This window comes from Citrobacter rodentium NBRC 105723 = DSM 16636 (assembly GCF_021278985.1).
GTDB lineage: Bacteria > Pseudomonadota > Gammaproteobacteria > Enterobacterales > Enterobacteriaceae > Citrobacter_A > Citrobacter_A rodentium.
Genome location: NZ_CP082833.1, coordinates 2,839,609 through 2,863,845, shown reverse-complemented (window position 1 = coordinate 2,863,845; position 24,237 = coordinate 2,839,609). Strand labels below are relative to the sequence as shown.

At 57.0% G+C, this 24,237-nt stretch carries 31 protein-coding genes; all 31 read right to left on the bottom strand.

Annotation, left to right across the window (positions count from 1 at the left end):
• Window positions 1-251 precede the first annotated feature (251 nt).
• Window positions 252-857 (bottom strand): YmfQ family protein, encoded by a 606-nt coding sequence (locus tag K7R23_RS13560; protein WP_012906755.1) that lies wholly within the window; start codon window positions 855-857, stop codon window positions 252-254.
• Window positions 854-2,011, bottom strand: a complete 1,158-nt coding sequence (locus K7R23_RS13555) for a baseplate J/gp47 family protein (protein WP_012906756.1) — start codon at window positions 2,009-2,011, stop codon at window positions 854-856. The genes K7R23_RS13560 and K7R23_RS13555 overlap by 4 nt, the downstream gene beginning before the upstream one ends.
• Window positions 2,001-2,453 (bottom strand): phage GP46 family protein, encoded by a 453-nt coding sequence (locus K7R23_RS13550; protein ID WP_012906757.1) that lies wholly within the window; start codon window positions 2,451-2,453, stop codon window positions 2,001-2,003. Before K7R23_RS13550 ends, K7R23_RS13555 begins: the two co-directional genes overlap by 11 nt.
• Window positions 2,450-3,034: a phage baseplate assembly protein domain-containing protein gene (locus K7R23_RS13545; protein ID WP_012906758.1), complete on the bottom strand. Its 585-nt coding sequence runs from the start codon at window positions 3,032-3,034 to the stop codon at window positions 2,450-2,452. The genes K7R23_RS13550 and K7R23_RS13545 overlap by 4 nt, the downstream gene beginning before the upstream one ends.
• The gene (locus K7R23_RS13540; protein WP_012906759.1) at window positions 3,031-4,110 is read right to left on the bottom strand and encodes a phage baseplate assembly protein; all 1,080 of its coding nucleotides are present in this window, start codon (window positions 4,108-4,110) and stop codon (window positions 3,031-3,033) included. Before K7R23_RS13540 ends, K7R23_RS13545 begins: the two co-directional genes overlap by 4 nt.
• Window positions 4,107-5,510: a DNA circularization protein gene (locus tag K7R23_RS13535; protein ID WP_148222089.1), complete on the bottom strand. Its 1,404-nt coding sequence runs from the start codon at window positions 5,508-5,510 to the stop codon at window positions 4,107-4,109. Before K7R23_RS13535 ends, K7R23_RS13540 begins: the two co-directional genes overlap by 4 nt.
• A 33-nt stretch (window positions 5,511-5,543) precedes the next feature.
• The gene (locus tag K7R23_RS13530) at window positions 5,544-7,457 is read right to left on the bottom strand and encodes a lytic transglycosylase domain-containing protein (protein WP_012906761.1); all 1,914 of its coding nucleotides are present in this window, start codon (window positions 7,455-7,457) and stop codon (window positions 5,544-5,546) included.
• 141 nt (window positions 7,458-7,598) lie between these two features.
• The gene (locus K7R23_RS13525; protein WP_012906763.1) at window positions 7,599-7,877 is read right to left on the bottom strand and encodes a phage tail assembly protein; all 279 of its coding nucleotides are present in this window, start codon (window positions 7,875-7,877) and stop codon (window positions 7,599-7,601) included.
• A gap of 2 nt (window positions 7,878-7,879) precedes the next feature.
• Entirely contained in the window at window positions 7,880-8,251 is a 372-nt protein-coding gene (locus K7R23_RS13520) for a phage tail tube protein (protein WP_012906764.1), read from the bottom strand.
• Between the two features lie 3 nt (window positions 8,252-8,254).
• A complete protein-coding gene (locus tag K7R23_RS13515; protein ID WP_012906765.1) occupies window positions 8,255-9,757 on the bottom strand; it encodes a phage tail sheath subtilisin-like domain-containing protein in 1,503 nt (500 codons plus the stop codon).
• On the bottom strand, window positions 9,754-9,918 hold the full coding sequence (locus tag K7R23_RS13510) for a DUF2635 domain-containing protein (RefSeq protein ID WP_012906766.1): 165 nt from the start codon (window positions 9,916-9,918) through the stop codon (window positions 9,754-9,756). The genes K7R23_RS13515 and K7R23_RS13510 overlap by 4 nt, the downstream gene beginning before the upstream one ends.
• 2 nt (window positions 9,919-9,920) lie before the next feature.
• Window positions 9,921-10,466 (bottom strand): hypothetical protein, encoded by a 546-nt coding sequence (locus tag K7R23_RS13505; RefSeq protein ID WP_012906767.1) that lies wholly within the window; start codon window positions 10,464-10,466, stop codon window positions 9,921-9,923.
• Window positions 10,463-10,813: a head-tail joining protein gene (locus K7R23_RS13500; RefSeq protein WP_012906768.1), complete on the bottom strand. Its 351-nt coding sequence runs from the start codon at window positions 10,811-10,813 to the stop codon at window positions 10,463-10,465. The genes K7R23_RS13505 and K7R23_RS13500 overlap by 4 nt, the downstream gene beginning before the upstream one ends.
• Window positions 10,814-10,815: 2 nt before the next feature.
• Complete coding sequence (locus K7R23_RS13495; RefSeq protein ID WP_012906769.1) at window positions 10,816-11,121, bottom strand: DUF7210 family protein; 306 nt, start codon at window positions 11,119-11,121, stop codon at window positions 10,816-10,818.
• Between the two features lies 1 nt (window position 11,122).
• Window positions 11,123-12,172: a major capsid protein gene (locus K7R23_RS13490; RefSeq protein WP_012906770.1), complete on the bottom strand. Its 1,050-nt coding sequence runs from the start codon at window positions 12,170-12,172 to the stop codon at window positions 11,123-11,125.
• 93 nt (window positions 12,173-12,265) lie between these two features.
• Window positions 12,266-12,673 carry a head decoration protein gene (locus tag K7R23_RS13485; RefSeq protein WP_012906771.1) on the bottom strand — a complete coding sequence of 136 codons (408 nt, stop codon included), beginning with the start codon at window positions 12,671-12,673 and terminating at the stop codon, window positions 12,266-12,268.
• Window positions 12,673-13,275: a hypothetical protein gene (locus K7R23_RS13480; protein ID WP_012906772.1), complete on the bottom strand. Its 603-nt coding sequence runs from the start codon at window positions 13,273-13,275 to the stop codon at window positions 12,673-12,675. The genes K7R23_RS13485 and K7R23_RS13480 overlap by 1 nt, the downstream gene beginning before the upstream one ends.
• 1 nt (window position 13,276) lies before the next feature.
• Window positions 13,277-14,143 (bottom strand): S49 family peptidase, encoded by an 867-nt coding sequence (locus tag K7R23_RS13475; protein WP_012906773.1) that lies wholly within the window; start codon window positions 14,141-14,143, stop codon window positions 13,277-13,279.
• On the bottom strand, window positions 14,143-15,786 hold the full coding sequence (locus tag K7R23_RS13470; protein ID WP_012906774.1) for a phage portal protein: 1,644 nt from the start codon (window positions 15,784-15,786) through the stop codon (window positions 14,143-14,145). The genes K7R23_RS13475 and K7R23_RS13470 overlap by 1 nt, the downstream gene beginning before the upstream one ends.
• The gene (gpW, locus tag K7R23_RS13465) at window positions 15,786-16,049 is read right to left on the bottom strand and encodes a gpW family head-tail joining protein (RefSeq protein ID WP_012906775.1); all 264 of its coding nucleotides are present in this window, start codon (window positions 16,047-16,049) and stop codon (window positions 15,786-15,788) included. Before gpW ends, K7R23_RS13470 begins: the two co-directional genes overlap by 1 nt.
• An 8-nt stretch (window positions 16,050-16,057) precedes the next feature.
• A complete protein-coding gene (locus K7R23_RS13460) occupies window positions 16,058-18,037 on the bottom strand; it encodes a phage terminase large subunit family protein (protein ID WP_012906776.1) in 1,980 nt (659 codons plus the stop codon).
• Window positions 18,003-18,608: a hypothetical protein gene (locus tag K7R23_RS13455; protein WP_012906777.1), complete on the bottom strand. Its 606-nt coding sequence runs from the start codon at window positions 18,606-18,608 to the stop codon at window positions 18,003-18,005. The genes K7R23_RS13460 and K7R23_RS13455 overlap by 35 nt, the downstream gene beginning before the upstream one ends.
• Before the next feature lie 170 nt (window positions 18,609-18,778).
• The gene (locus K7R23_RS13450) at window positions 18,779-19,420 is read right to left on the bottom strand and encodes a hypothetical protein (RefSeq protein WP_012906778.1); all 642 of its coding nucleotides are present in this window, start codon (window positions 19,418-19,420) and stop codon (window positions 18,779-18,781) included.
• Window positions 19,421-19,430: 10 nt separating this feature from the next.
• Window positions 19,431-20,096: a hypothetical protein gene (locus tag K7R23_RS13445; protein WP_012906779.1), complete on the bottom strand. Its 666-nt coding sequence runs from the start codon at window positions 20,094-20,096 to the stop codon at window positions 19,431-19,433.
• On the bottom strand, window positions 20,086-20,616 hold the full coding sequence (locus K7R23_RS13440) for a hypothetical protein (RefSeq protein WP_012906780.1): 531 nt from the start codon (window positions 20,614-20,616) through the stop codon (window positions 20,086-20,088). Before K7R23_RS13440 ends, K7R23_RS13445 begins: the two co-directional genes overlap by 11 nt.
• Window positions 20,613-21,215 carry a hypothetical protein gene (locus K7R23_RS13435; protein WP_012906781.1) on the bottom strand — a complete coding sequence of 201 codons (603 nt, stop codon included), beginning with the start codon at window positions 21,213-21,215 and terminating at the stop codon, window positions 20,613-20,615. The genes K7R23_RS13440 and K7R23_RS13435 overlap by 4 nt, the downstream gene beginning before the upstream one ends.
• A 310-nt stretch (window positions 21,216-21,525) precedes the next feature.
• Window positions 21,526-21,723 carry a hypothetical protein gene (locus K7R23_RS13430; protein WP_012906782.1) on the bottom strand — a complete coding sequence of 66 codons (198 nt, stop codon included), beginning with the start codon at window positions 21,721-21,723 and terminating at the stop codon, window positions 21,526-21,528.
• Window positions 21,695-22,249, bottom strand: coding sequence for a DUF2514 domain-containing protein (locus K7R23_RS13425; RefSeq protein WP_012906783.1), 555 nt, complete (start codon window positions 22,247-22,249; stop codon window positions 21,695-21,697). Before K7R23_RS13425 ends, K7R23_RS13430 begins: the two co-directional genes overlap by 29 nt.
• Window positions 22,250-22,252: 3 nt before the next feature.
• Entirely contained in the window at window positions 22,253-22,660 is a 408-nt protein-coding gene (locus K7R23_RS13420) for a hypothetical protein (protein WP_012906784.1), read from the bottom strand.
• Window positions 22,657-22,989, bottom strand: coding sequence for a phage holin family protein (locus tag K7R23_RS13415; RefSeq protein WP_012906785.1), 333 nt, complete (start codon window positions 22,987-22,989; stop codon window positions 22,657-22,659). Before K7R23_RS13415 ends, K7R23_RS13420 begins: the two co-directional genes overlap by 4 nt.
• A gap of 177 nt (window positions 22,990-23,166) precedes the next feature.
• Entirely contained in the window at window positions 23,167-24,219 is a 1,053-nt protein-coding gene (locus tag K7R23_RS13410; RefSeq protein WP_012906786.1) for a DNA-methyltransferase, read from the bottom strand.
• Between the last annotated feature and the right edge of the window lie 18 nt (window positions 24,220-24,237).

The window sequence follows — 24,237 nt, the reverse complement described above, 5'->3', positions numbered from 1 at the left end:
AATGGCAGTGATAACCTGTGCATCATTCGTCGGATCCGGCTCAATACCCGCCCCCGACAGAACAGCGATTAATTCGCGCTGCACGGTGGTAAACCACCCACCCATCAGTTCAGTGGGCTGGACATTCCCGGCCACATTACCATCAGTAAACTCACCGTTACCGTCTGCGGTATCAGTGAGATCTCCAATTTTTTGCATGCGTTATCCTCACAGTTACGTGATTATGAAAAATAATTCAGGGGGTCAGAGAATCAGGAGGCAGCGGGGATATAGTTAATTCGCAGAATCAGGCCAGGATCGACCAGGCGCTGCAGCATACATTCCAGCGTTTTGTTACCCCATGACCTGAGTGGGTCACCACATCGTGCCTGCCCGCACTTTGCCCGAAATATGGTGGTTTCAGGGACGTTGACCTGCAGCACAAACGGCCAGTCGTCACCATTCAGGGCATCGCCGCACGCAGAAAGCCCGCAGCGCGCCCGGCGATATTCAGTCACAGTAATGGTATAACCCGCCGCGGCCAGCGTCTGGATCAGCCCGTCAATACTCAGATTGCCACTGCTGGTTAGCCTGGCCACTACCGCCTCACGGCGCCGGGAAATGGTGATCATCTCGGAGATAGAGCAGTTATCCGGTAGCCCCAGCGTTTCTTCCCATTCCGTCAGCAGGGTGCCCGCCGTCGCGGGAAAGGCGTTTCGCAGCAGGGAAACCGCCGCCGTATCGTTGGCCGCGAACGATCTGGCTATTGCCCTGAGTACGCGTCCCATCACCGTCTGGCGGTCATGTTGCCAGGCCTTTCCGGGTGGCAGTAGTTTTCCCAGCGCTGCGGCATAGTCATCTGTGCTGTACCGGCTCATGTCGTGGTACCCGAAAATGTGATATCACCGCGGACGGGGAGTTCACCCGCGCCCAGCTGGATAAAGGTTCCGGAGGGGCTGTTAATCACAAAGCCCCGGGTTCCATCGATCGCACCGATGGCCAGCGTTAAATCGGACATAAAAATTTTTCCGCCAGGCTCGCCATTGTCAAAGAAGACCTCATCAATAGCGCTTTCAATCGCTGCAACCGTGGCCGCGTCAGCATCCGGAATGCCGCCAATATCAAAATTAATCACCTTTTTAATCGGAGAACAGACCCAGATAACAGTAGTGGCCGGGCGGCGTGGAAAAATGTAATCAGCGACCCGCAACTGGTCACCAGTAGCCTTGCCATACGGGTATTGTTCCTTTGTCGCTACCCCGTCAGTACCAACAGGAAACCCGTTGTTTGAACGATCGGCGCCATCACACATGATATAGACACCAACACTGTTAGCCCCCATCAGTCGCGGCGCCACCCAGGCACGGGTAATGCCTGCCACCTCCAGCGCCCAACGTCTGTAATCGTCCGCGTTCCCGCCCTGTGATTCGCTCTGATACGCCAGCAATCCTCGCTGTCGGAAAGCTTCCCCATCTTCAATATCGGCCCCGCCGGTGGCGGCCTCCAGCAGTATCAGCGCGCTTTCAACGCCCGCAATGTTGGTATCCAGCGTCAGACGGGTGCCGCTGTCAGCATTTCCTGCCGATCCGCCTCCGCTCACATCCTCCGTAATATCAGAGAGCACCGCTGTGACCGGCACCGTACCGGTACCATCAGTACCGATTTTCAGCCCGGCATCGGTGGTGTACTGGTATCCGTCAGAACGATTCAGGATGGAGCCCGCCGGAATAATCGCCCCGGGGGTACCGGTTGCCTGACAGGCTGGCGAACGGGCTGCGCTGGCCGCCTTGCGGAATACCTTCTTCAACGCCATCCACTGCGCCAGATACTCCCCCGTTGCGGTAAAGGGAATGGACTGCTTCGCGATGTAGTCCAGATAGGCATAATGCAGATGGGACATTCCGGCATCCATATCCGCCAGAACACGCAGGTTCGAAAATCGCAACAACGCACCGACGCTTTTCAGCTCGGTTTGCAGGAACTGCCGGTTTCGCTGACGCAGTTCACTCAGGGTGTCTCGTTTAAACGGCATTCTTTAACTGCTCCCATACCCAGTAAAATTTGATTTCCTGCTGGCCGTCACCGTCCGGCGAACTCAGGCGAACAATCAGGTTAAGGCGCGCCGGCCATATGATTTGCGCCTCCACCTGAATATCCCCCACCACACCATCAGATTTCAGCCAGGCCAGTGCCTCCAGCGCGTATTCCTCCGCCCTGACAGCAACACGGGTCGTTAATTTTTCGCGGCGCAGCAGCCACAGGCGGGAGCCCATCGCCTGAGCCTCTCCGGAATCTCCCCACCATCCCCGGCGGTCAGTGCCTTCATAGTCATCGTCGGCACGCGCCAGGCGGTCAGTGAACAGGCTGATAATCACCGCTGTCTGGAGGTCATTACCCGACGCCAGTGCGCCAGCGGTGATCCCCCAGTCAGCGTGCATGGCGTCAGCGTCCCAGAATGATGAAACGTCACTCATGTCACCTGCCCCGCGGTTTTCTCACTGGTAATACTGCTGCTGCCACCAGCGACGCCTTTCGTCACATGGTTGTGACCGTTATATGCGTCGCGTAACTCTTTCAGCGTGCGCGGGTTGCTCTCGCAGTTATCGACAACATCCCCGGTAACCAGCAGCTTCGGCGTGATCAGCTTTACCTGCTCTGTCGCTGTGACCGTCAGGTTTCTGGCGTTATTCACCGTCACATCCTGTCCGTTCGCCTCAACAGTGATCCCTTTCTCCGTCATCAGGATATAAAGCCCCCACTGGTTATAAAGGACCGTTTCTCCCGGGTTCAGCCCGGTATGTCGGTGCCCCTGATGGTTGGAGCCAATGATCACCGGGCTGGAGCGATCGCCCCCCAGGAAAGCCAGTACCACATCAGAGCCCGCAGGCAGCGCGGAAGAAAAGCCAAACTCCGTTATCCGGCGGGCCGTAGCCACCTCCAGCGGTGTCTGGTACTGCACGCTCTGAACTGTGCCGCCGTCGTTCTGACCCGTCACACGACCAATACCCAACATCCCGGCGACGCGGGTCGCCAGGTGTCTGAAAAGTTGATTCATGGATTAAGCCCCGGTATCTGTTGGTAGAAAGCGTAAGGCTGGACGGTAAACGCCTCCGGTGGCATCAGGGACAGCCTGGCGTGCGTTCCGCCTGAATCCCTGATAAACGTCACCTCGGACAGCAACATTTCCCGATCGGTGACTTTCAGCGCCGGAATATTGACCGGGATCAGCGTATTGGGCTCCCACAATTTCCCGGACTTATCCCGCCAGCTGTCAATCGTCACATCCAGTTGCCGGGAACGGCCGTAACGCCGGTTCATCTCCCAGTCGATACACTGCTGCGCCTGCTGTGACGCCATCAGCGTGCTCTCAACAATCACAATGCGTTTCCGGTAGCGCATTCTGGCCGCCTCCGGATCGCGTGCGGTCGCCAGGGTCACCGAATCGTAGGCAGTATCCGGCGCCAGCCCGCTAACCGGGGACAGGCTCATGGATACCCCGACATAATCAGAAAACCGCTCAGCCATTGAGGTTCGGAAATATGCCTGCTCGATGTTTTCCCCCTGGGCGACACCACTGGCCGCCTTCCGGGTTCCCACCCTGGTCAGCAGCAGATTGCCGTCAGGCTGGTCGTAATACAGCAGCGCAGACCAGCGGCTGACACGTTCGATGATCTCCTGCGGGGATTCACCCCAGTTGAGTGTGAACTGGGGAACAGCAACCAGATCACTGACATCTGACGATACGGATATGCCGTAATACGAGGCCAGACGTGAAGCGATATCCAGCGCGTTGCCACCGTTAATCACGTTATTCGGCCACTCGGCGGAGCAGTCCACCAGGTCCTGGCACTTTCCGCGCCCCGTTGCTCTGACTTCATGGCGACTCCGGCTTATCGACGGCTCCCAGTCATCGACATAGCCGGTGATCACCAGGTCGTTACCGATCCGGATTTCGCAGGACTCCCCCTCCCTGACCAGCTGTTCATCCTGGCTACCGGGGAAATAGTCCATCAGCCCTAGGTCAAAATCAGACGGGAAACGCTCGATTGCCCGGGTGACCCGCACGGAATCCCAGCCCTCTATTCTTCTGCCTCCCACGGTGAGGGAAACGAGATCGCGGGTTTCAGTCATTGCCGTAACACCTTCATTTTCACAGGCATAAATGCCGGGTGGGGAACATCCGCTTCCTGCACCAGTTCATCAGCGCGCCCGGCATCCTGATACAACCGGTTTGCCAGCGTCAGCGCCGGAAGTGGCCGCGCGGTGCTGATCTCCATCAGCTCGCTCAGGTTCGGAGAAATATCGCTCATCCTGTCGATAAATGAGGATCGAAGACTGAGCAGCGCCCTGTAGAGATCATCATCGCCGCGGTCGCCCACCACCACCAGCGCTACATCCAGCTGATCGGATACCCGCTGCGTCAGTCCTTCGGCTTCGTCACGGCTGGTCGGATTGGACTCCGCCGCCGCCGCAGTCATCGCCCCGGAGCACAGCACAATGATCAGGGTGTTGACAGAGGCCGCGATTTTTCGCGTGGCCTCTGACTGCTGGTATTCGGTACTGGTGGCACCGGCCAGAGACTCCAGCAGCGTAACGCGCTCATCAATACCGCCGACGCTGTTCAGTATCAGGTTCACCAGATCCGCCGTCAGCTGCATGATATCTTCGGGCGCCGTGGCGCTGTTGAGCCGTTCGACAGCATCTGAAATATTCTGGCGATCCATGACCGCCTGAGCCGTTACCTGTTCGACCAGCGCCTGATAATCATCAGTGTCATCGGCCTGGTGAGTACCCGTTGCCCCGGAAGAACTCCCACCTGCCGTCCCTTTGTTGTAGCGTCCATAGCGGGTATTCCCGAACGTGGAATTCAGGACGTTACTGACACTGGTCGCTTCGCTGATCGTGCTGTCTACCATCCGGGTCCAGAAGGCGACCGTTCCCCTGATGGTGTTGATCCCCTGAGTCACCCCCCGGAGTTCACTTTTGATCCGCGCCAGAACGCTGGAAACGGTGGTGGTAACCAGTTTCAGATAATTTGTCACGACGTTCACACCGGCGACCTTGCTGCCGGTAATGGCGAACACCTTCAGACCTGATTCAATGGCTGTCAGGGTAAATTCGAACACCCGCCCGGCCTCCGCCGTTCCGGCAATTCTCAGGCCACCATCCGGAATGGCAACCGTCATTTCCCCCAGCGTCGGGTGTACCAGTGTCCCCGGCCCCTTTTCCTCACAGGCATTAATCAGCGCCTGGCGCTGGGTAACGGCATCACCGCCACCGTAAACCTGGCTGTCCTCGACCAGAAAGCCCCTGATGGTTATCCGGCGAACACCCCGCCCCAGATCTTCAATCCAGGCGGTATCCCGGTACGGGTATTCATGGACAGCCTGGCGACGTCCATGGACCCCTTCTTCAATCACGACGGCAAAAGGAACGCCCCGGAAGCTGGACGGCCGTAGCTTATCCTGCCAGCGCTCACCGCCTGTGCCGCCCATCAGAGCGGATATTGCATTCTGGATAATTGCCATCATTACCCCATAAGTAAAAACCCGCCGGCTGGCGGGTCAGTAGAACATAGGCATGGAGATCCGGCCGCCATTACGGGTTTCAATGGTCTGCTTCTCGCCATTACTGCCGGTCATGGTAATTTCCAGCCTGAGTTTCTGATCCTCAAACGCCGCTTTCATCGCGCTGGTCAGATTTTCCCGTTCAGATGCGCTGGTACCACTACGCGGCTGGATAATGGAGGGCGTCGCCCTGCTGGTGTTACCGGCGGCAACAGGTGCAGGTGACGCTGGCGACTGGCTGGCTATCACCCCGGGAGCATCCACCGCCGGTTTTTCTGCCTCCCTCACCACCGGCGGTAGCACCGGTGCCGGAACCCGGGCAGGATTCTGGTTAGCCCCTTGCGCGATATTCCGGTAATGCGCCAGTACGGCGCCAGGATACGCCGCGTTTTCCCGCCCCCACCGGCTCCGATCATAACCGCCGTTGTAATACCGCAGCGCCAGCGCCACATTTCCCCGGGAGCGTTGCATGTTCTCCGCGAAAATCTGCGCCCCGGCCATGATGTTTTGCCGGGGATCGGTCCAGTCAGTGACGCCGGTATTGCGGAAGTTTGACGGCATGACCTGCATCAGCCCCCGGGCGCCCGCCCGACTGATAGCACGCGGATTACCGCCGGACTCCTGGGACATTATCGCCTTAAGGAGTGTCGGATCGACGTTATATTTATCACCGGCTTCATGGAGAAGGTCGTCATATCGCCCCGCCCGTTCATAGGTTGTTGAGCGGCGGGATACAGGACGCCTCTCTGCTGGCCTGCGTGGCGCAATACCCGTCAGATCCTCCTGCAGCTGTGCCGCCGCGTCAGTTGCACCATAGCGGGCATCGTAGCGCCTGCGCACGGCGTCAGTATAAAATCCGGCATCCACCGCCCCGCGCTCCATCCGGGACAGGCTGCCGTACAGGTCTTTATCTCCCTGAATACGTCGCAACTTTTTGGCATTATCGCTGCTGACAAAACCGAGCGCATGAGAGAGGCCAGTAAAATCGCCGTGAGAGAACAGATCCGTTATGCCCTCCAGTCCATCTTTTACCGAACCGTCGATTTTATTCAGGCTGCCCAGTAACATACCGGCGGACATTTTCTTTTTCAGACCGTCCCATGATGCGCTGACTTCATTCAGGGTGCCGTTCATATCCTTCAGCTGGTCATTCAGAGCCGGATCCATCGTCAGACCAAACTGATCGGACTTCGCCAGCAACTCTTTCAGGCGGGCACCTTCGCGCAGCAGCTGCAGACCGTTAGCATCCAGCCCCAGCGCATCAGCGGCGGTCTTCTGGTTCTCCGGTGACAGAGAGGGAAATACCCGGGCGATAGATTCCAGGGTTTTCAACACATCCGCCGTACCGTCCTTGTTCCTGACAATCTGTGCGCCAATCTGGGACATCGCCCCCAGGACCGCGCTGTTTTTTCCCCAGAGCGCATCATTGAAGGTTTTAAACATCCCTTCTACAGACGCGTTCGCGCTCTGACTGTCGCTACCGAGGATGCGCATAGCGCCTGAAAGGCGGGTAAACTCGTCCACCCGCATTCCGGCGTTTTTGGCTGACACATCGAGGTTATAAGCCTCCCGCGACGCCTCCGCGAAACTCTCTGCGACCCGCTTCATGCCATACCCGACCGCACCGGCCAGGCCAACTGAAGCCAGCTTTCCGGACAGCTCCCCCACCATTTTCAGGGGAGGAACCATATCACCGACAAACTGGACGTTATCGCGGGCCGCCCGGGCCATGCTGTCCAGTCGTCCGGAAATATTATCCAGCCCGTCAGTAGTATCCTGGCCACCCAGCGCAAGCTCATCCTGGGTGTTCTGCAGTAGCGGGAGAAGCTTACGCACGGCCCCATCTATCCGGGAGACAGCATCACTGACCTGATCATCTGCCACCAGTTCAAAATCAAATGCATTACTCATCGTCGCCCCTCGCCCTGATCCCGTTGATGCGGTCAGCCTGCGCCACCCACCATTTCAGGCGCTGCCAGGTCATGTTCCATGCTGTATCAGACGGCCACCTGAAATAAAAGGTGACGTCAGCCGCCGTCACCTGCCATTGTGTCAGGGCTTCCAGGTCAAAAAACCGAGTAAATATTCCTCGCATTTGCGGAAGTCCAGAAAGTCCATCGGTGCCAGAACACTCTCACGAACACCGGACACCAGCGCAATCAGTAGCCGCATGGCCGCCAGCGAGGTCGATGCCGTCTGCTTTTCATAGAATTGTTCAGCCTGGCTTAACGTCGGTGCCTTCAGCTCCAGAGAGTCATAGCGCGTTTTCTGCGCCTGGTCTTCCAGGGGGACCGTCAGCGTCACCACTTTGATTCTGTCCAGCTCTGCCATTATCAGTTCTCCGTTACGTCGCGTCCTTCCCAGCGCACATCAAAAACAGCGTCCTCGCTTTCCACTTCCTGGACATTCACCGTCCAGAGGCTACGACCTATGATGGTTTTGCCGTTAGCCAGCTCCGCGATGACGTTCACATTAGTCTGGTCGTTAAAGCCCGCCACGACCGTACCGCCGCTGTCGCGCAGACGCGCGGAGATATAGGACGCCACCGGCTTTTCCTTGTAGCCGTGGACGCCATCCATCCCCACAAGAGAGGTGCGGTTAACCTTCGCAGCCTGGTATTTAAACGAGCCTTCCACCATCACCGTCACCCCGTTCACGGTGACGTAGGCGGTACCCGCCAGGCGGTTTGTGGTATCTCCTGTCATTGTTTAAGCTCCTGTAGTTGACTGCGCCTGGAGGCGGAACTGTGTCAGCAGTGCAAAGATGCGCAGCTGGTTCATCAGCGTTCCGGGCCAGAGGACATCGACCCGGTTGGGGTTCAATGCGTTCTGCTCGACGATCAGGTTTTTCGCGAATGATGCCGAATCCTGCACATAGCCGTTATATTCCAGGGTCTGGTATTCCGCGATCTGGTCTGCCCTGATGACGTTCGGGGTCACGATGGCGGCTCCCGGCGCAAACCGGGTCCCGTCCGCCGCCAGTTTCATCCGGCCAAATTTGCTGGTTACCTGCGTGCGCAGATAGCGAACCACAAACATCAGGTTAAACAGCGTTTCCACCTGCAGATAGCTGTCATCCGCATCGCCGTAAGCGTTGGTCTGGTAGGTGGTGATCACGTTCTCCACGCTAACGGTGCCATCATCCGCTACGGTAAAGGTGGAAATACCGCTGTGCAGCAGGTTGTTGCGTTCGGTCAGCGTAAACCGATCCTCCAGCGCTGGCGCCAGCACACCATACACCGGCAGGGTCTGAGTGGGACGACCGGGGTCGTTACGCAGCGACGGCGCTATGGCCCCGGTCAGTGCCGCCGCCCAGACATAAGACGGAGACGGTGACCGGTTCACGCCCATCAGCGTCTCATGCTGGTTATTGCGGGTTTCTCCCTTTGTCCCCAGCTCCGCGTAGGTGCCACTGGTCACACCAAATGCATGACCATAGAGCTGCTGCTCCCAGGACCAGCGCCCGGTGGCATCCGACAGAAACGCCTTTATGGCGTCCAGCGATGCCGTGTCATCCCAGGGGTTTACGATGAAATCAAAGGTCTTGTCCTGCAGGTTTGCCAGCCCACCAACCATATCAGGTGCACCGGCGCCGCCGGTCATGGGCGAAATGGTGATATCCAGGCCGACAGGTGTTGCCTCTCCACCCTGTGAGCCCAGATAGTTCAGGCGCAGATCCACCGAGTTACCGCAACTTCCGGGGTTACGGGCCGTCAGCTCTACGGCACCGGCATTCGCAGACGCCGCTACCGGAATCCCCGCCTTTTTATTAATCGCCGCGGCCAGCGCGGTGGCAATCTGACTACTGGTATCATCGGAGGTTACGGATACCTGTACCCGGGTACCGCCAATATAAAGCGAGATCACACCAGCCCCTGACGCCGTTCCGCTGATGGCAATGCTACCCGTCGCGCTGACCATGCTGGAGTCAGCGGCCAGCGGCAGGATCCAGATCTCCGCAGCGGTATCGTTCTGCTGGTAAGCCGTCATCATCGCATGCAGCATCGAGCCCCTGCCGGTCAGCTCCCCGACCACATTCACGGACGAAACGCGAACAGGAATATCCGGCGCCGTGGTGCCGGTATCCAGCATCTGGCCAATCAGCAGCGTGCGCTGGGTTGCCGTGGCGCTGTTCGCCATAGAGTTATCAAACTCCACAAAAAACAGCGGGGTTCGAAGATTAGACGGAATTCGGGAAAACGGGACGGTCATTTACTGGCCCCCTTATTTTTGGTTTCAACCAGTGCCACATCGCCATCGCGCAAACGGCGGCGCCAGAAAGTATTATCCGGCACCTCGGCGCCGGATTTGGGCAAAGCTTCGCCCCGGACCGGGCAGCGAACGCTGAGCCCGTCCTTCGGTTTTACGAACATAATTACTCCTGCAGATCGATACTGACGCCGGGGCGCGGAGTGCCGTCCGGCATTTCAATAGTGATGTCCACGCCCTCCAGGGGGTGGGTTTCGATAGGATAGAAGTCCTCCGGCCCCTGGTAGTGCTCGATGTCGATTTCCACCAGCAACTGCCCCAGATGTGCCTCACCGTCGGCATCTACGTTGATTGTCGATCGCACTTCGGCATACTGCTGAATCCGGCGGGTCAGCTCATAGCTGTTGATAACAGCCCGCTCGACCTGATCGCGCAGCGTCTCCAGCGCGATTTCGGCCCGCATGGCGCCATCATCCTCTGATTCGCCGTCATATTCCTGCACCCGCCCCGTGATCCGGATGGTGGTCACGGTGGTGAATGCCGGCGCATTACGGCCCTGAGAACGCTTGTGGTCAAAGGGGGTCTGAACCAGTATTGCCGGATAGATATCGGCCCGGGTGGGCCAGTCCCGGGGAGAATAGACGCGCTCCCCGGCGTCCGTCTTCCCGGCCAGGCTGGCAACAACCAGCTGCCTGATAGTGGATGCATTCATGATCGGGACCTGACGACGTTGAGCACCAGCTTTGTGCCGCCGTGGCTGTCGGGCTGTTTATCCATAACAACAAACAGCTGATTAACCGGAACACCGCCGACAGTGCGAATAAAAACACGATCTCCCTGCTCCGGAGGTCGGGTAAAATCCGAATCCCTGACGCCCAGCACCGGACTGGTGGTGTTGATCTCAGCATCGCCATCGAGGTTCTCAGCCAGCTGCACATAGCCCCGATCAAAGATGCCATTCACGTCAAACGGCGTACCGCCGCGCGGGCGGTACTCATGCCGGTCACCAAAAACCTGATGCAACGGTGCCAGCAGATGGGTATCCCAGTTAACCCCCATAATCAGCCCTCCGTAATACTGACGCCGGACGCCTTCGCCAGCGCCTTTTTACGGACCGCCTGCAGGTCCGCAATGACACCCGCCTGAATCAGACGTTCAGCATCCGCACCGGTGACGGGAATACGCCTATTTTCACCGTATTCCCGCCCGTTATGACGGACACAGTTCCCCTTCAGCACCACATAGTCAGGATCCGATGTTTCGTCCTGCGACTCTTCGGCGTCCAGAATTTCTTCATCTTCCGGCCCGTCATACCCTGTTTCTTCTGCCTGAAGCAGGGCTTCATTTTCCGGTTTCTTTTTACCCATATCACACCACCGTTGCGCAAAGTGAAGCGTTGACCCGGCTCGGAATCACCAGCGGCGCGGACTGCATCAGCAGAAGGCGCTGAGCGGGATCTTCTTTGACCCAGGTTTTCGGCGCGTACGCTAATGGCCCGTAGTTGAAGGCAGGATCCATGATGACGCCAAATGCCCGGGTTCCCATCAAATCGGCACAACTCATCAGAACAGCGCCGTCCGGGATGAGGGGTTTTTCCTTGTTATCTTCCGGGTCAATAAACCAGTCGTTATAAAGCCACAGGTCAAAGTTGCCCCAGCGCCCTTTATAGACGGCCCCCTTCATGATCTGCGCCCCGGCATTGACCTGGTTACCAAACGGACTCAGTGCCGGGAAGGTGATCGCGTTGTCCTTGATGGTGGTATCCAGACGGAACGCACGCCAGGATTTGTTGGTGAAAATCAGATCGGTTGCCACCGCGCCGGACTTCTGCAGGACACGGGTCTGCCAGTCCTCGATATCATCTGACGGTCGCGTGTTCGTGGCACCGGCTGCCACAGTGAGCGGCCAGACGTCCGAGCCACTCAGGGTGACGGTCAGAGAGGGATCGCGCCCGAAATTCACCACACGGGTTTCGTATCCGTCGCCGGAGACTGTGACGGTGCCGGTAGTCAGTGCGCTGGCGGCCATCCACTCCAGACGGCGGTTAATCATGTCAATCTGATCGGCCATCTCGAACTGCAGGTTCAGCATTTCGCGCTCAGCCGCGGTATATTCTCCGCCAATGCGTTCACCAATCTGACGACGGATAGGTTTACGCAGATCCGGCGCGCGCTTATCTTTGATATACGCAGGTTTAAAGGTATTGGTCTGGTAGGTTCGGGACTCCACCAGCTTGCCTTCCACCAGCGGAGACACAAACGGCGACATACGGCGAAGACCCACGTCCACGTCAATCGCCACCTCTTCCTGGTCAGATGTCACCACATTTGGAAAGAAGCGGTCCAGCAGCCAGTTCTGGCTGGTTTTCAGGTTCGGCACCACCTGCACCAGCACACTGGTATCAAAAATATTCTTCATATCAGGTCTCTTTGCTATGCCGGCTCACTGGCCGGCCAAATTCAGAACAGAAGCACCCCTGCCGGTTAAGGCATACGTTCAGTGCTTCGGGGATCAGGAAGAGGAAAGCGGCGTTTGTACACTGTCGCGCAGAAAGATGGCTACCGGGCGTAGCGCGGTTTTCATCTCCGCCATGGTCCAGCTTTTATCGATAGTGACACGATTCTGGTTAAATTCACCCATCAGATAAACACCGGCCTGCTGCTCTGCGTCGGTGGCATCAACATCATCCACCAGAATGGCCAGCGGCGTCTGGCTACCGTCAGCAGCCGTTTTAACGCAGGCGGTATAGTTACCGGAGTCGGTGATCATACCCAGTACGGTACCGCGTGTTAGCACGTTACCGGCATCAATCATCACCGTATCGGTGACCAGCTGCAGAGTACCGGCAATCAGCTGATCGGGGACAAACAGAGAACTCTGCATTCCCGGAGAAAACGGGTTTGGCCCAAACTGATCCATTATTTTTCACCTCGCGCATTGTTATAGAGCTGCGTCATTTTGCTGACGAGCTCCGATTTACCATTTGACGCCTTCCCCCCATCCGCGCCCAGACGGACCTGCTGCCCGGACATCATGCGCTCATCCAGAGAGCGACGCCCGCCAGCAGCCCCGGCACCACGCTGTGCTGCTGCGGACGATTTCATGACGCTGATAGCGGCGGCCGAACTCATCCCGGTATTGAATGCCAGCGATGCAGCCAGCGCCGGATTAGCAGCAGCATGGTGGCTGCCAAAGATACGGGCGCAGCGGCGGCGTTCAGCCGTTCGGGCCTTACGTGTCGCTTTTCCTTCCTTTTCATCATCGCCGTCATCCTCTTCCGCATCCGGCTCCTGCTCATCATCACCTTCCGCATCCGGATCGGTCTCATCGTCTTCGGCGTCGTCCTCACGGTCGTCATCTTCGGCGTCACCATCACGATCATCGTCTTCCGCATCGTCCTCGCGCTCGTCTTCTTCAGCGCGGCGGCTGCGGGCCTTCTTCGCTTTTTTATCCTCTTCATCCTCAGATGCAGAGGCGCCTAAACCCAACAGATGGGCGAAACTGAATGATGCTTTTGCCATATCAGGCTCCTGTCAGTGAAAGTAGTTTTCTAAAAGCGGCATCCGGGGTAATCACCTCATCAGCCAGACCCAGTTCAACGCCATCACCGGCCATAAAACACGCCGCCTGGGTGTTTTTAATGACTTTTGCGCTGATACCACGGTTACGTGCAACGGTGTTAACAAACAGTTCCCCCATTGCGTTAATGTCCTGCTGAATGGCCGTAAACGCCTCATCGGACAATTCTTTATAGGGCGACCCCTCCGCCTTACGGCTGCCAAAGGTAATGATTGTGACCTTCAGGCCGTCATCCATGATGCGCTGGCTCCAGTCCAGATGCATGGTCACCACGCCCACAGAGCCGACGCCACCGGTGCGCGGTACGCAGATGCGATCGGCGGCGCTGGCGATAGCATAGGCCGCTGAATAGGCGCTCTCTGACAAAATGGCGTGAATCGGCTTATCGCCGCGGGCGCTATAGATTTCATCCACCAGGTCAAAACAACCGGCTACCTCCCCACCCGGGGAGTCGATGTCAAGACAAATCCCGGTAATCTCAGGGTCTGCCATCGCGGTCAGAAAGGTCTGCCGTATTCCGTCATAACCGGTCATTCCACTGTATGGACGCAGGCAGCCCAGCTTCTGGACCAGCGTCCCCTGAATGGGAATAACCGCAATCCCGGCCACATTGTCATAGCCCGGATCCCGCTGCGTTGAGCGCCGTCGGTTATCGTCATAGCCATACGACTCATCAGACATCGCCATGGATGCCTCCACCCTGCTGATGCCAAATCGATCCATGACGGCCGCCATAATGACCTCAGCTTTATGCGGGTGAATCGCCAGCGGCGTATTAAAAAGCCGCTGTGCCAGATGGGGTAAATTCACTATTTTTCCTCCGGATCGGTAATCGTCTCACTGGCAAACGTATCTGCCTGCGCCCAGCTCGGCAGCGGAATGCCGCGTTCCCGACAGGCGTCGATCTCCCGCTTGCGCTGGTCCATGATCTCTTCCCAGTCTTCGCCCACGTTTTCGGCAACCTCCATTTCCAGGGTGGACATGCCGGCATCGAGCCCCAGAATGGCCCCTTTCTTCTCGGCAACCGGATCCACCCAGCCACGGCCCGGCCCCATCCAGCGGGCGCGGGTATACGCGGCGCGGGCCTCAATAAAGTCAGGCGCGCCAGCAGGCAGCGGTAAATCTTCGGTATCGTGCACCTCTTCAACAAATGCGCTCAGAATAGGTTGCGCAAATCCAACAGCGAAATCGTCGCGGCGCCGGGTCAGGGTTTTCCAGGCTTCCAGCATGGCGGAGCGGGCCGAACTGTAGTTAACGTCTGACCAGTCCTGGGTAACCTGCTGGGTGGACAACCCCGTTGCTGCGGCGATATTGCGCAGCGCAGCGGCCTCGAAAACCTCGAAATTACTGTGCGGGCGTGCAGCGTTAACCGTCGCGATTTTTTCCCCGGGATACAGAATGGGCATCCGGGCGCCGTTCTGCAGCGTCAGACGACGATCGCTGTGAAAGCCAATGCGTCCGTCCTGGTAAGCGCCCAGACTGGTATCATCGTAGGATTCACCCATCGCCGCCTGGACCATCTCCGGATCGTAGGGAGACTCGATATAGGCGCCGAAAATGGAGTTAAGAATTGCGGCTTCCAGTTCTGACTGGTCGTACTTAATCAGCATCTTCAGGCGCTGGACCACCGGGGTCAGAATGCCGTTGCCGCGGTGCTGGGCGCCCCGCTCATGGTCATAGTCATGGACCACATGGGGACGCCCCCAGTAAGTTTCCCGCGGGATGCGCTCCCATGTCAGCGTTTTCTCTCCACTCCACCAGTCGCCGATATGGGCCTGCCTGATGTGGTAGGCCACCGGCGCCCCGTCATCATCCAGTTCGACGCCGCCGCGAATATGCGGCATATCGAAATTCTGCTGCGGGTTGCTCAGGCGGTCAGGATCCACAATCTGAACCGTCGTGGCATACCGCCCGCGACCGGGGCCAAGCCGGTCCAGGCGATACTGCAGGACCGCCAGCGCATCACCATCCAGCAACTTATGACGAAACCCCAGACGCAGCATCTGGGAAACGGTCTGCTTACGCTCAACATCGCAATAACGCCCGGGGTCATTCGCCCAGGTGCGCCAGTGCGCTTCGAGGACTTTTCCGTATTCATCGGCCCAGGTGGCATCGAACGCCTTGTTGCCGGTCATCAGCGCCAGCATCCGGTAATCCGGTTTCATGATGGGCCGGTAGTTCGCCCCAACGGCATTATCCAGCACCCGGGTAATCGAGCCGCTGGCCCAACCATCGTTACGCGCCAGATCCCGCACCCGGGAAACGATACGATCCCGGTAGATATTGATTTCGTTATCCGGCGACCACAGCGCGGGCTGCCAGTTCGCCAGTTGGTCGCTGAACGAATCCGCAGCGTCGTAGGGCACCCGGCTGCCACCGGTCAGCGCCGTGTATGAGGGGCGGGAGGGTGCCAGCGGGCGCCCGTCCACGCCCAGGATTTGCACTTTATTCATCAGAAACGGAACCTCACCGGTCGGCGTGGCCGCGCCACAATTCCCAGCTGCGCCTGCAGCAACTGGATCAGCGCCAGCAGGTCAGCCAAGCTGCTTTGCTGGTAAGAAACAGAGCGCGTGCCGTCTCCCTGTGAATAGGAGAACGAAACACCACGACTCCCGGTAGTGAGATCGATATACGCCTGCTGTGCCTTTGCCAGTGCCTCCTGGAGCTGCTCACGAGTCATTCCACCGGCAAGCAGGCTGGTGTTTCGGTTAAACATGATGGTCCTTACTGAGGTAGTAACTGTGATAACCGTCGGCGCTTCGGCGCCGCTGGCTCTTCGATGATGACGCCCGGCAGCCGGTAATCCGGTTTCGGCTGTGGATCCGGCTCTGCGGCAATCAGTCGTTCCGGGTTAGCGGCGATACTGTCGGCCTTCGCATTCAGCTTCAGCCCCATATGCAGCAAACCGCAGAGCGCGGCATAGCCGTAAACACGGCAGTCCAGCGCCTCGTTAGCCCTGCCTGCCAGTTGCTCCCAGACGCGATAGGTCTGGCCGCCGGAGTGTTTTACAACAGAGCGTTCGGCCAGTAGCTGCCCGAAATAATGCAAATCCCGGTCAGCCGGAAAATGCATATACGCCGATTTCGACTCCCCGGCCTCCGGCGGCTCAATATGCAGTCGGTTGCGGATAGTATCCTTTGCTGAATTGACGCCAATAATGATTGGTCGGAACGTCGCCTTACTGCGCGATGAGGGGCGCTTGGTCGGCCAGACGGGTGACCGCTTTCCGCCCCTGGCGGACTCCCCTTTTACCGCCCAGATACGGCGTCCCAGTCGCTCTTTGGCAAACTCGTAAACCTTCTGGGTATGGTGGCCTCCGGAATCGTGGCAGGCGGCCATGATGGTGAATCCCCGGCCATCAGCCCGGCGCCATACCTGCTTCAGGTACGCGTCCAGGCGCTGCCAGGGCTCTTCGGTTTCCAGGTCACCCTCGATCACGTCATAGGCAATGGACCAGGACTCTTCGTTACGTCCCCATCCGATGACCTCGATTTCAAAGCGATCGTCCTGGGTATCAATCCCAGCCGTCAGAACCGCCACGCCATCCGGCACCTCGGCGGCGTAAACCTCACAGCGCTCAGCCAGCCGTTTTTCACTCAGCGCCTTCTCCCCCCTGTCCTCATAGGGCTCCCCGAGGGTGGTGTTAATGAAGGTCTGGCGCTGCAGGGGATCGTCTTTTACCTTCAGCCACTCCGCGACCAGATATTTCCATGCCGCATTAGGGAACAGGCTGTATCCGGTCCAGATATGGAATCCCGCATGGCCGCTAAATGGCCGGGTCGCGCGCCATTCACCATTTTTCACCATCCATGCTTTATCGCTGTGCTGAATCACACAGCCGTTGTGCCGACAGACGTAATAAGCGGATTCAGGAATGCCGTTGCCGTCCTTATCCTTTTCCCACTTGATACCGTAAGACGTATCCGGGCCGCCCCACTCCAGAACCTGATATTCGCCGCAGTGTGGACAGGGAACAAAATAGCGACGCTGATCGCTCTCCAGATACGCTTTCTCGATGCGACTGATGCCTTTCACCGTCGGTGTCGAGCCCAGCGCTATTTTTCGGTTCCAGAACGTTTCCGAGCGCTTGATCCCCAGCGCTATCTGGTCGCCTTCCGCACCAGCGCCACCTGCGGGGTACCCGTCCACCTCATCAAACAGGATGATGCGGCAGGTGATACGACGGAAACCACCAGGACTGTTCGCCCCCACCATGGTCAGGTTAGCACCATTAGTGAACGTCTTTTTGAGGATGGTCTGATTACTGTCCTTCGCTTTGGGACTACCGCAAATGTCAGCCAGAACGGGGGTATCGCGCAGCATCGGCGATATTTCGGTTTTACTGTAATCCTCGGCATCCTCAACACGGGGCTGCACCACCAGGATCGGTGACGGGTCATGTGAGAGAAAATAGCCCACTACGTGGTCGAGGATCTTGGTATAGCCGACACGGGCCGATTTCATCACACTAATCTGGACAACAGCAGGATCCGTAATGGCATCCATGATGCCGTCCTGGTACGCAAAGGAGCGAAATTTACCCGTCTGGGCGCTGGTTTCCTTGGACAGCACCGCATATTTATTGGCCCATTCGCTCAGCGATAGAGGTTCCGGCGGGCGAACGTCTGCACGGGCCTGGACCAGCGAGGCGCGGAAGCGGCGCCAGGCGTTATTGCTGATCCCCCCCTCTGCTGTCTGTGTCACTGCTCAACTCCTCCATAGCCTCATACACCACTTCCTGAAGCGCCTGGACGAATTCAGCATCGCTGACAGTCGGGGCCAGCACACGCAGCCGGGGGCCATGTTCCGGGGCGATAGCCACCAGGCGGGTACGCATCCGGGAATATTCTTTCCTGACCTCAGAGATCATTTCTTCGAATGGCAACAGTGCGCCGGATTTTGTGTCATATTCCAGCTGCGTCAGCAGCGCCAGGTAGTTCTCCTTCATCTGACGGGCTTCATCCAGCGTCATTTCAGCACCACGGGCAACCAGGATCCGCTCTGCCACTTTACTGGCCGACTCCGGTCGTTCCGGCGTCGCGGTGTTACCCTGGCTGTTACTCCTGGTGGTGTTACCCTTCCTGTTACCCTGGCTGTTACCTTCCGCATTTTTTTTACCCGGGCGACTCACCGTTTTCCGGTAGCGTTCAATGTTCGCGTTGGACGCGTCCACATCGATATCTTCACCATCCAGAACCAGCCAGCCCCGGGCTTTCCACTGGGTGACCGTCTTCCGGCTGACGCCGTGCAACCTGGCGAATTCTGACTGGTTCATGTGTTACCCCGGCTGTTACCTGTTACCCAAATTTCAAAAGTTCATAGCTAGCCGAACATCGCGGCGCGCAATGCCCGTGTGATATCAGCCAGTTAGGAAGGACCCATTTTTTTCTGAGCCGTCCTCCCCGGGGGATATCGTCGATTTTCCCGATTTGAAAAATATGCGGACTACTTCGCGGTGCGGAGAGCCTCCGCTATTGCCTGACTCAGTGCACCAGGTAGCAGCGCTTCCGCCATCTGGTTCGCTCTGTCCATGTATCCCAGTACTGGGCTGACAGGAAGCGCATCACCAAAGCGAATAAGGAGTTTCGGGGCTGGCTGCTTCATCCTGTCGCGGCGCATGCCGTTCGGAGAGCGTTTAGCCCGCTTTTTCCTCTTGCTCTTCTTTGGCTTCCTGCGCTGCCATACACCGTTAACACCGTTGACGTCACCGATGAAGGTATTCGGCTTTGCCTTTAGCTGGCTCATCTTGTTACGGGTCAGGTTGCCGTATTTGTTCAGCTTGATGTTCTTGGGGTTCAGCAGTGCTTTGCCGTTCAGCTTATGCTCTCCACCAAATTCGAAAGGCTCCAGGTATCCGGCTGCCGTATCGCGAACAAACACCCGGGCGCGCAGGTTGCTCTTTCTTGCCCCCACTGAGCCAACCGACTTAACGGTGAATGGTGTCGGATTATCCAGCCTGCGCTGGAATGCCGTCTTCTGCGCAGCCTCTATCTGTCGAACGACAGACGTCATAGCCTGGGCCGTGGCGAAAGGAATCTGCTTTTTTATCGCCTGCAGCTGGCGTGACAGGTCACGTAAATCAGCCATTGGACACCCCTTATAGTGCTGGTACCCATGGTAAATTACTGGTCCACGGTTTCGGGTTTCCATGAAAGCAGACTATTCGTGCATCGGGCGGCAACGTTCCATTGCCTTCAGACCTTAATGAGTGCCATCCTGGCATTCCGGCGCACGCGATGTGCTGCTTATAGCTGACTATCTGGCCGGGATACTCGTTCTGCCAGATAATCCGGGGCTGAAACACATCATCGAGAAAACCCTGGTCACCCCATTTCTTCCCAGGCTGCGTACACTCCTGCATGATGCGCACCGGCGCTTCCATGAACTGTTCCCATATCGACGCTTTATTTCCATGCGGTATTCGCATCACGGCAGATCCCACCGTTGAGGGATGATAGAAATCAGCCAGAATTCCCATGCGCTGCTCTGCCAGCAATTCCGTAATATCACCGGTAATAACCGTATCGAGATCAAGAAAGAAGATGTCGCTATCACACTGAGCCGGATCGAACAATTCGATCTTGCTCCACCAGCCCGGCCAGCTCTGCTTCAGGGGAATAGTACGAACTCCCCGGATAGCCCTGTCGGAGAAGCACACAAAGTCATATCCACCAGGTAGCTGCCGTTTCAGCCATTTCACATGCTCTGGTGCATATGCGCCACCGCTGCGTAAAACCGTTGCGATTACGGGCTTATCTCTCATCAGTCATATCCATCCATTCGGCAAGTGTCATTTGAGGTACGGAAGCTAGCTTTCCCAGAGAAACCACATTAATCTGAGGCCGGGCTGACGCGAAAAGTAACGGCAAATGAGACAAGTCTCGGCACCAGCCGCCCTCCACACGCTCTTCGTCAGTCGCATCAACCCCCACCAGAGCTACATCGATAAATCCCAGGTGGTACGCCAGACCCAGCGCGCCGTAGGCACTGTTACCAGAATGAATTTCGCCAGGGCTATTGCTCAGGCCGGGAGTACACGACCAGCGCCATAACCACCAGCCAGGTGATCCAACCGTTGCCGGTTCAGCGCCACGCGATGAGATTCGCCTCATCCTGATAACATGCGGCGGTAGCCCGATATCATCCGGAACAGCCGCCACATAGCAGATGTTCGGGCGCGGATTAGCCAGCCGGCTCATATTTTCCGGACTGGGATCCAGCGTGAAAAAATAATCGGTGCTCGGTAGCCAGTCGATAGCTCCATTCACCGCAATAATTGTCACCCCGTCCGGTGGACTGAACTCCGCCGCACTGGGACCGGATGCGACGATAATCGCTCTATTGCTGTTTCCAGCCTTTCGCGTTGAAAGCATTTCAGAGAGGTATCCCGTGAACAGTTAACAATTTCCACCCCAGAGCAGGCCGCGGCCAGGCGGGAAAATTCACCCTGCCAGGCGATAACGCTTTCATGTGTCGGGTTTCGTAGTCGTCCGGCGGCATGGGCCCCATGCCAGTGAATCCCGCGCTTCAGTGAGCAGTCATAGCCCAACAGCAGAATCCGGCTGGCGCCCAGGGTGGCGGCTAACTCAATGGCTCGCTGCCCTGAGTTAAACGATCCCGGTATTGCTGTTTGCAGGTAGCTAATGCCGAAATGAATGGCGGTGTAACGGCTGCCACACCAGCGCGCCGCCGTTACAGGAATTTTGCTGGCGTGCTCCCGCCACCATGCAAAATCAGCCGCATAGATTGCCGAGCAGAACGGCGCCACACGCCATGAATCATTAACGGCAATAATGGGGATTTCAGCCTCATAGAGCAGCTGACAATCGGCAAGCGTCAGGGATGGCCCCGACGCTGCACAAGCGATGACGGAGTTTTTCACTGTGTATCCAAAATATATTCCGGGGAAAGTTGAAACTGGATGCTATCTGAAACAGATCGTTTATGCTGAGTTACCCCGGAAATAAGCCGGGTATTCAGAAGAAAATAAAAAGCACTGTCGACGAGCCTCCGAAGAAGCCCGCCTGCACTGCCCGTTATGGTGTTACTCCAGATTATCCCTGGTTATCATAAGGGTTCAGCCCGCCCATGCCGACACATGGGCGCACACAGCAACAAGGGGGATGGCTGCTGTAATGCCCTGTTCGCTGGGCCAGCGTCGGTTGCCACCCGATCTACGGCAGTGAATTCATTTAGCCCAGCTTTGCACGCACCAGCGCATCTTTCGCTTCAAGAAGTTTACGCAAACCAGCCGACTTCTCCGGGCCATTCGGCAGCATTGCATCCATCAGCTTAGCCAGATCACCGATAGGCTTACTGACTTCCTGTAAATGCGGAGGTAAGTGCTCATACTCAAAATACTTAATGATCGGCGTGATGATAGTTGCCATCGATAACCTCTGTTTGATTGTTGGATGCTCTAACTGAGTCATAAATACGTTCACACGTCATTCCAGCGCGGTAGCTTTTGTCAGATCGTCCAGCATAGTATTTAGCTTCATCTGCAAGGCGTCCGAGCATGTCGGCGAGCATCGCGGCGTTGGCGCTGGCTGTTTTGCTTCGGACGGTAGCGGCAAGATCTGCGGTGTGCTTTGCGGCGTCCAGGCGGGTGGCAAGTTTTTTAGCTTGTTGCTGCAGCTGGCTAACAGTGGCAGACAAACCAGCAGCAGTGGCAGCAGCTTTTGCGGCTTGCGTTTGTGCATCTTTCACGGCCTCATCACGGGCAATAATGCGCCCTTGCTCAATCATTCGGGCAGCAGTCTGCGCGTTAGCAGCCTGTGAGGACTCTGCGCTGTCACGATCCGCCCATTTTATTCGCCAGGCCCGGTCGCGCCAGCTATCTCCCGTAACAAACGCAATGACCACCAGCAGTATGATCGCCAGAGGCTTCCAGAATGTCTTCAGCAGAGAGAACATCTGTCACCCCGCCAGATCGATAGCCTTAACGAAAACATCAAATCTGTATGGCTGGTCCCCGTTCTCATGCTGAATGATGGCCTGCAACAGCTTCATCATGAATCGGCTGTCGCTGGTATCAATACGCTGGTCGGGATCAACGCCCGTCGCTTTCGCTACGCTGTTGATATAGGACTGCGTGTCGTTCTCATTGGTCGGTGCCCAGCGGTTTATGATCCCGCTGATGGTGCTGAGCCCATGTTTACGCTGGTAGTTGCGCAAAATGATGATCATCGCCCGAATGCCATACTCCGCCGATTTGAACTGACAGAATGATTTATCAGTGCGCTGAGTTTCTGGCACCAGCCCCTTCCACTCGTCACCCCAGCGAATATTGCCGGGGTTGTTATTGCGGATCCCGCGTGCTGTCATTTATTGCTCTCCCTTGTGTTGATGCCGGCTCTCCTGGAGACAACAGCCAGCGCCATATCGCGGAGGCGATCAGCACCAACGAAGCCCACCAGCGCACCCACAAACGCGCCGGAATTAGCAGGGAGGCCGAAGTATTCAAGTAATGCTGAAATGGCCAGGGCGAAAATACCGCAGATCAGCGCTCCCGTTGCCGTGTACAGCTTCGGCTTTCCTGCCCTGATGTCGATCAGCGCTGAAATGCCCAGGGCGCACAGACCTGCGTATACCGAAGGGAGGTACATCGCGATCCATTTCATAGTTTGCTCAAAAATCCCGTTTGCATGGTTCATGAATCCACCTCCGAAGTGATGTTCGAGGTGCTGTGTTGGGGGAAATTCAGGCTTCAGGGTGGTGGCGCTACATGGCTATATAGAGGATGAAACCCTGAGCCTGAAAGAGATGACCACCACAGCATGACAAACGTGGTGAGCCGATTGATGACGCTTTCGGCTCATTGAGTGAGCCGTTTATTTTTCTGGTAACGCTCTGATTTCTTCAACGGTCTGGTTAAACCGCTCTGTTTCCAGCTCGACGCCAATAGCCTTACGGCCTAAATCGATCGCCGCTTTTAACGTGGAACCGGAGCCCATGAAGAAATCAGCTACCACATCCCCGGGTCTGCTGCTCGCGCTGATGATTTGCTTCAGCATGTCAGCAGGCTTTTCGCAGGGATGTTTGCCGGGATAAAACTGGACGGGTTTATGCGTCCATACGTCGGTATATGGCACGGCCACCGACACGGCAAAATACCGCCGAAGGGATTTGTACTCCTCCAGCAGTTCGGAATATTTACGGTTCAGTGACTGGTATGTTGCCACCAGTTGGTGATGAGGCTGCGCCAGTTCGGCACGCTGATGCTTCTCGATAGCGATCCGGGTGAAAAGCTCCTGCAATTTGAGGTAATCCGCTTCACCCGGCAGCTGCCACTGGCTGGAACCAAACCAGTGCGAAACCATGTTCTTCTTACCAGTGGCCTCGGTGATTTGTTTCGAGGTAACGCCAAGGGATTCCCGGGCATTCTGAAAATAGGTAATAAGCGGTGTCAGCACATGCTGTTTGAGTTCACCACATTTTGCCGCGTAACCATCGTCTTTGGGCTTGCATGGCCCCTGATAGTGTTCAGCAAACAGAACACGCTCAGTGGCCGGGAAATACGCGCGCAGACTTTCTTTATTGCAGCCATTCCAGCGACCGCTCGGTTTAGCCCAAATGATGTGGTTCAGGATGCTGAAGCGGTCGCGCATTAAGATTTCAATATCTGCAGCCAGCCGGTGGCCGCAAAACAGGTAAAGGCTACCGGCGGGTTTCAACACTCGCCAGAATTCAGCCAGGCAGCGATCGAGCCAGCGAAGATAGTCTTCATCCCCTTTCCACTGGTTATCCCATCCGTTTGGCTTCACCTTGAAGTAAGGCGGATCGGTAACAATCAGGTCGATGGAGTTATCAGGAAGGGTGGCGATGTAATGCAGGCAGTCAGCGTTGATTAACTCAACACTGTTTATTTTTACAGTATTTTTCATAGATCAGTAAGCGGGACT